The following is a 9,675-nucleotide window of genomic DNA, read 5'->3' as shown; positions in this document are numbered from 1 at the left end:
TTATTTCTGATAATAAATTGACAACTCAATATATTCCAGCAGAAAGAAATTTAATATCTTTATTTAATAAGTCTCTTACTACACTACTAGTTGCTGAAGTACCATTACCAAAATTCTTACTTCACTTCTCTAGTGAATTTGAAAAAGCAGGAAATGAGTTAAAAGAGCTAGAATTTCTAAATGTAAAATATGTAAATGGAGATGGTTTAGATAGACATAAAGTTTATTTTAATGATAAAGATTATTTACCATTAGAGTTTAGTTCAAGTGGTATTCAATCTGCATTACCACTCTATTTAACTGTTAAATATTTTGCTAATAGACACAACTCAATTATTATCGAAGAACCAGAACAAAATCTTTTTCCAAAAGCACAAAAAGAGACAATAGAGTATATTATAGAACATATAACAGATGAAAACAGACTGTTTATGATGACCCATAGCCCTTATGTTTTAACTGCACTAAATAATTTAATACTAGCAAATGATGTAAAAAATCAAAAAGGTGTAGAGGCAATAAAAAATATTGTAGAAGAGAAGCATTGTGTTAATTTTGATGATGTGAATGCTTATACTATAATCGATGGAAAATCCATTGATATTATGGATAGAGAAGATAGATTGATTGGTATTAATCTTATAGATTCTATCTCTGATGAAGTTAACAATAACTTTGATAAACTCCTGTCTAAACTGGATTAATAATGATTTCTAGTTGCAATGAAGTTAAAACAGATAAAATAATATCGGTTAGTGAAAACAGAAGAACATTTAGGGTCAATAACAGTTCATCTTTAAGTATCAATAAAGTAGAAGTAGATGGATGTTATATCTCATCAGGTCTAAAGTGTGATTATCTTTTTGAGATTATTGATAAAGAGATAAAACAGATATTTTATGTAGAGTTAAAAGGTAAAAATATTGAGCATGGAATAAAACAGTTGGAGGCAACTATAAAATATTGTCTATCTGTACATAAAAATATTCCAAAAGAGTGTTATATAGTAGCGTCAAGGGTTCCAAAATCTTCAACCTCTTCTCAAAAACTAAAAAAAGAGTTCAAACGAAAAAATAATATTCAGCTTTTTATTGATACAAAAACGAAAGAGATTATCGTTTAAATGTCCTACACCTCATGGTTCCAATCCCACGGCAAAAAACACAAAGAGATAGTAAATAAACTCTCACATCTAAGTAATAATGAACTAATAGAGTATTTCCAATTCGAAAATATGCAAAAAAAAGAGCCAAACTTCTGTCCTCTCTATAAAGAGAATAAAAAATGCCACGACATAGAAGAACTCAACTGCTACCTCTGTGCCTGTCCAAATTTTAGATTTGATGATAATGGATTTAAAAAAGAGAAAAATCGAACACTCTTCTCATACTGCGATATAGACTCAAAAGATGGAACCCAATACAAATCAGATAATGCCATCCACCAAAACTGTATTGGCTGTTTTATCCCCCACTCCAAAAGCTACATCAAAAAATATTTTTCAAAAAATTGGTTTAAAATAATGGATAATGTTGCTGTTTGTTATGATGATTAATCTCATATGTAACCAAATATTCAATAAATAAATTTTATATACTTATCACCATAGATTATTAAGCTTATTATACTAGTTTATATATAATAAAGCTTAAAACATCAAACTTAAAAGGATAGGTATGTCAAAGCTAGAGTCACAGAGTCATCAATATACACCATATGACCAGATAGACAAAGAACAACTCAAAAAAGATATTGAGGAGGCAAAAGAGACCATAGGAGCACCCTCTGAAGAGGATTTTCAACATCTATTGAAGATGGAGAGATGGGGGAGAATTGCAACCGCTTCAGGTTTTGCTTTAATACTGATAATTGCTCTTATGGAGCTTAGTGCTGGGGGGATTAGTGGTTTTGTTTTTTGGCCATTGGCGATTGTAGCAGCCGTACTTATTAGTACTGGTAATGTTGGTAGATGGGCGAATGTCACTCATCCTGTACTACATGGAGCGTATGACAAAGTACCAAATATCCCTAATAAATACAAAAAGAAATACTATGCACAGGGGAGCAGAAGATACCTTGATTGGCTTGATTGGATTAAGCCAGATGCTTGGATGTATGAGCATAATATCATGCACCACTATCATCTTGGTGAAGTCGATGACCCTGATAATGTTGAGCGAAACATGCAGTGGCTTATCCAGTCAAAGACACCAATGTGGCTAAGACGAATCTTTGTTTATGTATTTGCGGGAACATGGAAGTTTACCTACTATGCACCCAACACACTAAGAATTTTAAGAAACAAAAAGCTGAAAGAGGACAATAAGATGGAGATACTTGACTACGAGTATGATCCTAGAAAGCCTTTTGGTTTTGAGCTTTGGTGGGATTACTATATTCCTTATTTCTCTGTTCACTTTATTCTTATTCCTGCACTCTTCTTGCCACTTGGAGTTTCTGCTGTTATTACAGCACTAATTGTTTTAGTAATAGCAGAGTTTTTTGCCAATCTTCACTCATTTTTGGTGATTGTGCCTAACCACTCAGCAGAGGATATTTATATGTTTAACGAGCCATACAAAGGGACTGGGGAGTTCTATCTTCGTCAGATTATGGGGTCGGTTAACTACAATACAGGTTCAGATCTGATTGACTATGCACATGGATTCCTCAACTACCAAGTGGAGCATCATATTTTCCCAGATATGCCTTTGAGTTTTTACCAAAAAACACAACCACTTATTAAAGATATTTGTAAAAAACACAATCTTGAGTATCGACAAGAGTCAGTATTTAAACGAATGAGCATGACGATTGACCTTATGGTTGGAAAAACAAAACTACTAAGAGTTGATGGGGTTTAAACCTCCTCATATCTTACTCTTTGAAAAATTTAGGGCGAATTAATCTTTTACAAGTATAATCGTACAATTAAATTTTTCAAGGAAAACGATGAAAAAACTTCTACTTATTGCACTAACAACACTATCATTGATGGCAATAGAGCTACCAAAAACTATAGAGACAACCATTCAAGCTATTAATAACGGAACCGTTCAATTATCAAAAAATATACCAAAAGGGATGAGTGGAATTGTGGTACACGACTACGGGAATGAACTCTCAGCCATTACCCATACTATTGTAAGCCAAGGAGACAATCAAGCTACTCTTGAATCTTATAGTATACTAAGCCATGTAAAGCTACCAAGTATCAAAACCATAGCAAAAAAAGGAGACAGAGTGATATTTGGAAACTTCTATAACAATGTACTTCTTATCGCACCCAATGGAAGAAGCTATAGAGAGATTACAAAGTCTATCAAAAAATCTTGGGTACACCCTGACAGCTATGCTATGCATCTGATTAGCAATGATGAAATCCATATAAACCTAGAAAATCTAAAAGCATTTGCAGGGAAAAACCAAGTTGGATTAGTACTAGTTGCTACAAAAGATAGTCTACTCACACTTGACCCTATTAGTGGAGTATATCTAGGCAAAGAGCCTTTGAGTCTCAAAGTTGACAATGCACAATCTCCATTCTATGCACGATTTGAACAGATAAGCACTGATATATTTAGTTCAGAAGATACAAAAAAGTTTGAAGAGTACTACAAAGGCATCGAGAGATTAACTAAATGATAGAGAAACAGCACCTCAAAGCACTAACAAAAATAGTGGGTAGTGAAAATATTTATGATGACAAAGCCCACATGATAGCCTACAGCTACGATGCTACGCGTACACGATTTGAACCCGATGCAGTTATTTTCCCTCGACACGAACAAGATGTAAGTGATATTTTGAAGTACTGTAATGAGCATCTAATTGTTATTACCCCTCGTGGAGCAGGGAGTGGCTTTACAGGTGGAGCATTACCTGCCAACGGTGGTATCATTATGGCGATGGAAAAACATATGAATAAAATCCTAGAGATTGACACCGAGAACATGGTAGCTGTGGTGCAACCAGGGGTTATCAATATGGATTTGCAAAAGAGAGCAGAAGCACAAGGTCTATTCTATCCACCAGACCCTGCTAGTGAGGAGTATTCGACTCTTGGTGGTAATGTTAGTGAAAATGCAGGTGGTATGAGAGCCGCCAAGTATGGGATTACCAAAGATTTTGTAATGGCTCTTCGTGCAGTAAGAGTCAATGGTGATATTATCCGTGCAGGTAAAAAGACGATAAAAGATGTGGCAGGATACAACACAGCAGGTATCTTGATAGCTTCGGAGGGGACACTAGCTGTTTTGACCGAACTAACACTAAAACTTATCCCAAAACCAAAATATAAAAAGACCTATATGGGGATTTTCCCATCAGTTGATAACGCTATGAATGCCGTGTTCAAATCACTCTCTGCAGGAGCTAATCCTGTGGCAATGGAGTTTTTGGACAAGTTGGTTATCGAAGCACTTATAGAGAAACTTGGCGTGGATTTACCAACAGAGGCAGGAGCTGTTTTGGTTGGTGATGTTGATGGAAATGTGCCAGAGGAGGTTGAGTTTCAACTAAAAACTCTCCAAGCCTCCTTTGAAGAGAATGGAGCCAGTGAATTCAGAATCGCCAAAAATGATGATGAGGCAAAAGAGCTATGGTATGCACGGAAAAATGCTTCACAATCTATTACTATTTTTGGAAACAAGAAGCTCAATGAGGATATATCTGTGCCTCGTTCTATGTTGCCAAAAGCTCTGGAGAGAATCTATGAGATAGGTGATAAGTATAAGTTCAAGGTTCCATGTTTTGGTCACGCAGGAGATGGCAATATCCATGTCAATGTGATGATAGATATTTCACAACTTGATGAGGGTCACAAGTGCATCAAGGAGATATTTGAGATGGTAGTCGAGATGGGTGGAACACTAAGTGGTGAACACGGAATAGGTACGAGCAAAGCTCCTTTTATGGGAATCGCTTTTTCCGATGAAGAGATGCAGATGTTTAGAGACATCAAAAAGGCATTTGACCCTAATAATATTTTAAATCCAGGGAAGATGGGCTTGTAGGGTGCAATTTATTGCACCTTTAATTACATGTGGTGCAATAAATTGCACCCTACGGAGAAAAAATGAAAAAAAAACGCTCAATAAAAATAATTCTCAAAAACTATTTTATATTTATTCGAGATTTTTTTGCTGATTTACTAGATGCCAAGCTAGGGCATTTCGCCTCTAGTTTGAGTTGGAGTACTCTCTTTTCTATTATCCCACTTATGGTTATAATGTTCTCTATCTATACTACTATGCCTCTATTTGACTCGATGTATAGCAGGGTAGAGGAGCTTATATTCTCTAATCTTATGCCTACAGACTCAAAAGAGGTTATGGGCTATATCAACTCTTTTATGGAGAACTCTGATGAGCTTGGTTATGTGGGAGCATTTTATGTCTCTTTTGCGGCTATTATGTTCTTCAAAAACTATGACTATATTGTCAATGATATTTTCTCTACCCCTACACGAAATCTATTTGCTGCGATTAAGACATATGTGCTATTGCTACTAATAATCCCTATAATGATAGGTAGCTCTTTTTTTCTATCATCAACAATTCAGACATATTTAGATAAAAATAGCATCACCTCTGTGATTCATCTATACTACTTTTTGCCATATTTTGTCATCTGGATGACATTTTATATCGCCTATCAAATCTCACCAAATAGACCCATAGAGGTCTCTGATGCATTAACAAGCTCTTTTATAACCTCACTAATCTGGTATCTTTCAAAAAGTGGCTTTGTGTTTTATGTTCTTCATAACAAAACCTATACAAGTATATATGGAGGTATTAGCACCCTACTCTTCTTTTTCCTTTGGATATATATATCTTGGGCTATCTTTCTACATGGATTGAAGTTTTGTTATATTTTGGATAGAGATTAAGAGATAGAAGAGATAAAATAGAATAAAACATATTGACTTTATTAAGAAAATTTGCTAAAATTCGTTTATAAGTTTAAATTAATAAAAAAAAGGAACTCAATATGCACAAACTACTTATAAAACCATTGGTCTTTCTACTCTGTAGAAAAAATTATGCTGTAACAAAAGTCGGTATATCTGTAATAAAATTATAAATATTCAACTCCAATAATCACCCAACATAACAGATGAAGCAAAACAGAAAAAAGCACAGCCGTAGCCCCAATATCTTTAGCCGCTTTTGCTAGTGGATGTTTCTGCTTAGTAACCAAATCAACTACATTCTCTATAGCAGAGTTTAGCAATTCTGTAATTAGAATCATTACAAAAGTAACAATAAGTACAAGCTTATATATCAACTCAAATGGCAAAAGATAGATAAGAGGAAAAAATAGAACGGCAAAAGCCAGTTCTATTTTAAACGAAGTCTCTGTTTTAACAGCATGAACAAACCCCTCTAGTGCATATCTTGCATTATTAAATATAGTATATTTAGGCTTATTATTTATCAATTTAGTTCTCCTTTAAAACGAGCAAAAGCTCTTTTCAAATTCCTCTCACTAAAGCTTCGTCCTTGACGAGAGAAATATAAATATTTCATCTACAGTCCAAATGTAACAAATATCTGTCCATTACGAACATCTATTCCCCTTACCAACCCTGTCATAGAACTTGCTTTTTTTAGATTATAGATAGGTTTTTTAGCGATTGTCTCCGCAATAATAAGACCAATAGCATTCTGTATTCCATCAGGAAGATTTTTCATTAGAGATTGGTCTTGAAACTTTATCGTACTTATCATTGGGTTTTTTAGAAATAGATTTTGACTCTTTGCATCATAGCTTACGCCAGAAGCTAGTTGGATATTTCCTGATATACCATTTGGAATTAAAAAATTTGTAAACTTAAATGCTGTTCCAACGCCTAGTTTATCTTTTCCTTTTTGTCCTAATATATTTGGATTGGAGATATTGAGGATTCCACTTACTATTCCATATTTGAGTTTTCTATCTACAGGGAACTTCTCTGCAAGTGTTGAGTTTACCATTCCCATAGGCACGGCAAATGAGTATCCTCTACCTTGTGGGTCAACCCCAACACATCCACTAAACAGCCCTAAAAAGGCTCCTATTACTACGATTTTTTTTAACATTTTTTATCCTTATTTTGTTTTGGTATTTCATGTTTGGAATCGGAGGCTTTAGCCCAATGCCAATGAATTAGCGAGGCTGAAGCCATCGTTTCCGACTATGCCATCTGCATTTTCGGAATCGGCGTGTTCACACCCGAACATTACGAGGCTAAAGCCATCGATTCCTAATTTAAACTTTGGAGGGTAGACACATGGGTCTACCCCTACTGGTCAATCCCATGTTTTTTGTTGTATGCCTTTATTTTTCTGGCATAAGCATCTCTTTTTCGTTTACGCATATCTGCTCTTCTACTTAGATGTAGCTTTGCTAACAACTCATCTGGTTGTAGATAATCAAACTTTACCATCTCGCTCACTACATCAAAAAACATAGGTGCAGCTGTTTGTGAAGCGAAGTATACCTTTTTAGGTTTTACAAAAAGAACACCTATTGTATATTTGTTACCAAACTTATCATTGACAAAACCATAGAAACTACTGTGATACTCCTCTATATATTTACCTTTATATGCGATATGTGCTGTTCCAGTCTTGCCACCTACCTCCAAACCATCATACTGTGCAGCGGAGCCTGTACCTTTCTCCACAACATTCATCAAAATAGTGTGTAGTCTCTCGGCTGTTTTAGGAGAACAGGCTTTGAGGGAGTAAGTATCACGGTTTATATCATATTTTCTGTTGCGACTATCAGATAGATAGTCAACTATCTTTGGAGTTACTGCCATGCCACTATTATTGAAAGCACTATACGCCTTTACCAACTGCATAAAGTTTGTATACATACCATACCCATAAGCAGAGTTTGCACTATAGGTTGGATAGTCTAGCTTATAGGGTGGTTGTATTTTACCCTTTAACTCTTTTGATAGGTCAATTCCACTCTTTTGAGAGAGTCCAAAACCACGAAAACCATCATATAGCTCTTTTCCAGAGAGCTTCCAAGCGATTTTAGCAATTCCAATATTAGATGAGTAGGTGATAATACCTATGGGTGTCAAAGATTTAAAATAACTATCATCAGTAATAGTATAGTTCTCATTTACTTTGTGCTTTCCACCAAGCTTTATCTTTTGAGACAAGTTAATTTTTTTATTATCAAGTGCAACGGCTAGTGTTAGTGGCTTTATAACAGACCCAGGTTCATATAGATACTCTGAAAAATTAGGATTGAGTGCCTTTACATCTCTTTGACGAATATTGTCAGGGTCGAATCGTTCAGAGGAGACCAGAGATAAAACCTTACCTGTTTGTGAATCCATTACAGCAACCAATATCTCATCCGCACCAACCTGTCTCTTCATCTTGTCCACAGCTTTTTCTACAGATTGTTGAAAACCTAAAGCTACATTGAGATGTAGGTTCATACCATCAGCACGGAGAATAGTTTTGCTTTTTCCTGTTCGAATAACAGTTCCAAAAACATCTCTTTTCCCTTTAATCAAACCATCAGTATCAGGTAGCAGATAAGATGAGTATGTTTTTTCTAACCCTTTAATTGCAATAGGAGATTTGTACCCATCTTCATCTTTTACCTGCATATAACCAACAGTTGGAGTCAGAAGCTTTTTATGGGGGAAATATCGTTTTTCACTATATGCAATAATATCTAAACCTAAAACTAGATGAGGCTTTCTTATGTTTAGTGGTCTAAATATCTTCATTCTATTCATCTTATGACCCAATGATATTAAATCACTTGCCAATCGTACATCTATATTGTCACTAAGAATGACTCTGCCTTTGATTGCTTCGCCATCACTACCCCTAAATTTTCGCTCTATCTCTCGTCTGGGGATTCCACTATATATGCTAAAGAGATTAAAAAACAGTTCTCTTTTTTTGGGGTCTATACTTAGCGTATGAACCTCTGCTCTATACTGCTTTTGACTATAGCTCAAGGCATAACCATCAGAAGAGATGATTGAACCTCTAGTAGCTTTATCCTCTATCGTTGCAAATCTACCATTTGTATCTCTTTTACCATTTATAGTAACAGCAATTGTAATAAGAAAAACAACCAACAAAAGAGCAATAATCATAAATATACCAAGCAGTATACTACTTCTATATCTTATAATTCTATTTCCTGTATACTCTTCTTTCATACTTTTCCCATGTTAATCAAATATTAGAGTTTTTGCAAAATTTACTTGGAATCGGAGAGTTTATTCCCAAACATGACGAGGCTAAAGCCATCGGTTCCTAATTTTACAAGATGTCTATTAAAAACTCATGTCATTTTACTATTTTTTTTACAAACTTTCGATAAAATACCGTAAACTAACAAAAAAAAGATAAATATATGATTGACAAACCTCTATTTGGTGCAACTATTATACTCCTACTTATGGGTCTACTTATGAGCTACTCACTATCTGCATATACAGTAATACAGCATGGGTTTTCAGATACACACTTTTTTATACGCCAACTAATAGCTGTATCTATAGGAGTTAGTCTTATAATAATACTCTCTAAACTAGACCCAGACAGATGGTTTAAACCCATTGGAGTAGTGATATTTCTGCTTTTTCTATTTATACTCTTGATTATGCCATTTCTCTCCGATAACCTAGTTCGTAGTGTAGGT

Annotated in this window: 11 protein-coding genes; 8 read left to right on the top strand and 3 right to left on the bottom strand. The window is 34.9% G+C overall.

The genetic code is table 11. The annotated features are described in order from the left end of the window. From GSY74_RS10015 to GSY74_RS09985, 7 genes are all read left to right on the top strand, one after another. A partial coding sequence (locus GSY74_RS10015; protein WP_164664961.1) for an AAA family ATPase occupies positions 1-704 on the top strand: 704 nt, incomplete at its 5' end. Positions 705-706: 2 nt separating this feature from the next. Beyond that, positions 707-1,123 (top strand): hypothetical protein, encoded by a 417-nt coding sequence (locus GSY74_RS10010; protein ID WP_164664960.1) that lies wholly within the window; start codon positions 707-709, stop codon positions 1,121-1,123. Next, a complete protein-coding gene (locus tag GSY74_RS10005; protein ID WP_164664959.1) occupies positions 1,124-1,555 on the top strand; it encodes a hypothetical protein in 432 nt (143 codons plus the stop codon). Positions 1,556-1,676: 121 nt separating this feature from the next. Continuing rightward, positions 1,677-2,864 carry a fatty acid desaturase gene (locus GSY74_RS10000; RefSeq protein ID WP_164664958.1) on the top strand — a complete coding sequence of 396 codons (1,188 nt, stop codon included), beginning with the start codon at positions 1,677-1,679 and terminating at the stop codon, positions 2,862-2,864. Positions 2,865-2,952: 88 nt separating this feature from the next. Next, complete coding sequence (locus tag GSY74_RS09995) at positions 2,953-3,645, top strand: plasminogen-binding N-terminal domain-containing protein (protein ID WP_164664957.1); 693 nt, start codon at positions 2,953-2,955, stop codon at positions 3,643-3,645. Beyond that, on the top strand, positions 3,642-5,015 hold the full coding sequence (locus tag GSY74_RS09990; RefSeq protein WP_164664956.1) for an FAD-binding oxidoreductase: 1,374 nt from the start codon (positions 3,642-3,644) through the stop codon (positions 5,013-5,015). The genes GSY74_RS09995 and GSY74_RS09990 overlap by 4 nt, the downstream gene beginning before the upstream one ends. A 62-nt stretch (positions 5,016-5,077) precedes the next feature. After that, complete coding sequence (locus GSY74_RS09985; protein ID WP_164664955.1) at positions 5,078-5,893, top strand: YihY family inner membrane protein; 816 nt, start codon at positions 5,078-5,080, stop codon at positions 5,891-5,893. 188 nt (positions 5,894-6,081) lie between these two features. On the opposite strand, the gene GSY74_RS09980 is transcribed toward GSY74_RS09985, so the two are convergent. The 3 genes from GSY74_RS09980 to GSY74_RS09970 all read right to left on the bottom strand — a co-directional run bounded on the left by GSY74_RS09980 (position 6,082) and on the right by GSY74_RS09970 (position 9,190). Then, on the bottom strand, positions 6,082-6,444 hold the full coding sequence (locus GSY74_RS09980) for a diacylglycerol kinase (RefSeq protein ID WP_223157528.1): 363 nt from the start codon (positions 6,442-6,444) through the stop codon (positions 6,082-6,084). 89 nt (positions 6,445-6,533) lie between these two features. Continuing rightward, entirely contained in the window at positions 6,534-7,085 is a 552-nt protein-coding gene (locus GSY74_RS09975) for a DUF1439 domain-containing protein (protein WP_164664954.1), read from the bottom strand. 203 nt (positions 7,086-7,288) lie between these two features. Continuing rightward, complete coding sequence (locus GSY74_RS09970) at positions 7,289-9,190, bottom strand: penicillin-binding protein 2 (RefSeq protein WP_164664953.1); 1,902 nt, start codon at positions 9,188-9,190, stop codon at positions 7,289-7,291. A gap of 197 nt (positions 9,191-9,387) precedes the next feature. Between GSY74_RS09970 and GSY74_RS09965 the strand changes: the two genes are divergently transcribed. Then, positions 9,388-9,675 (top strand): FtsW/RodA/SpoVE family cell cycle protein (locus GSY74_RS09965; protein WP_164664952.1); only part of this gene is annotated, 288 nt, incomplete at its 3' end.

Origin of the sequence: Sulfurovum sp. bin170, from assembly GCF_010892395.1 — a bacterium.
GTDB lineage: Bacteria > Campylobacterota > Campylobacteria > Campylobacterales > Sulfurovaceae > UBA1140.
The sequence above is the reverse complement of the archived record's forward strand: the minus strand, read 5'-3'. Positions and strand labels throughout refer to the sequence as shown.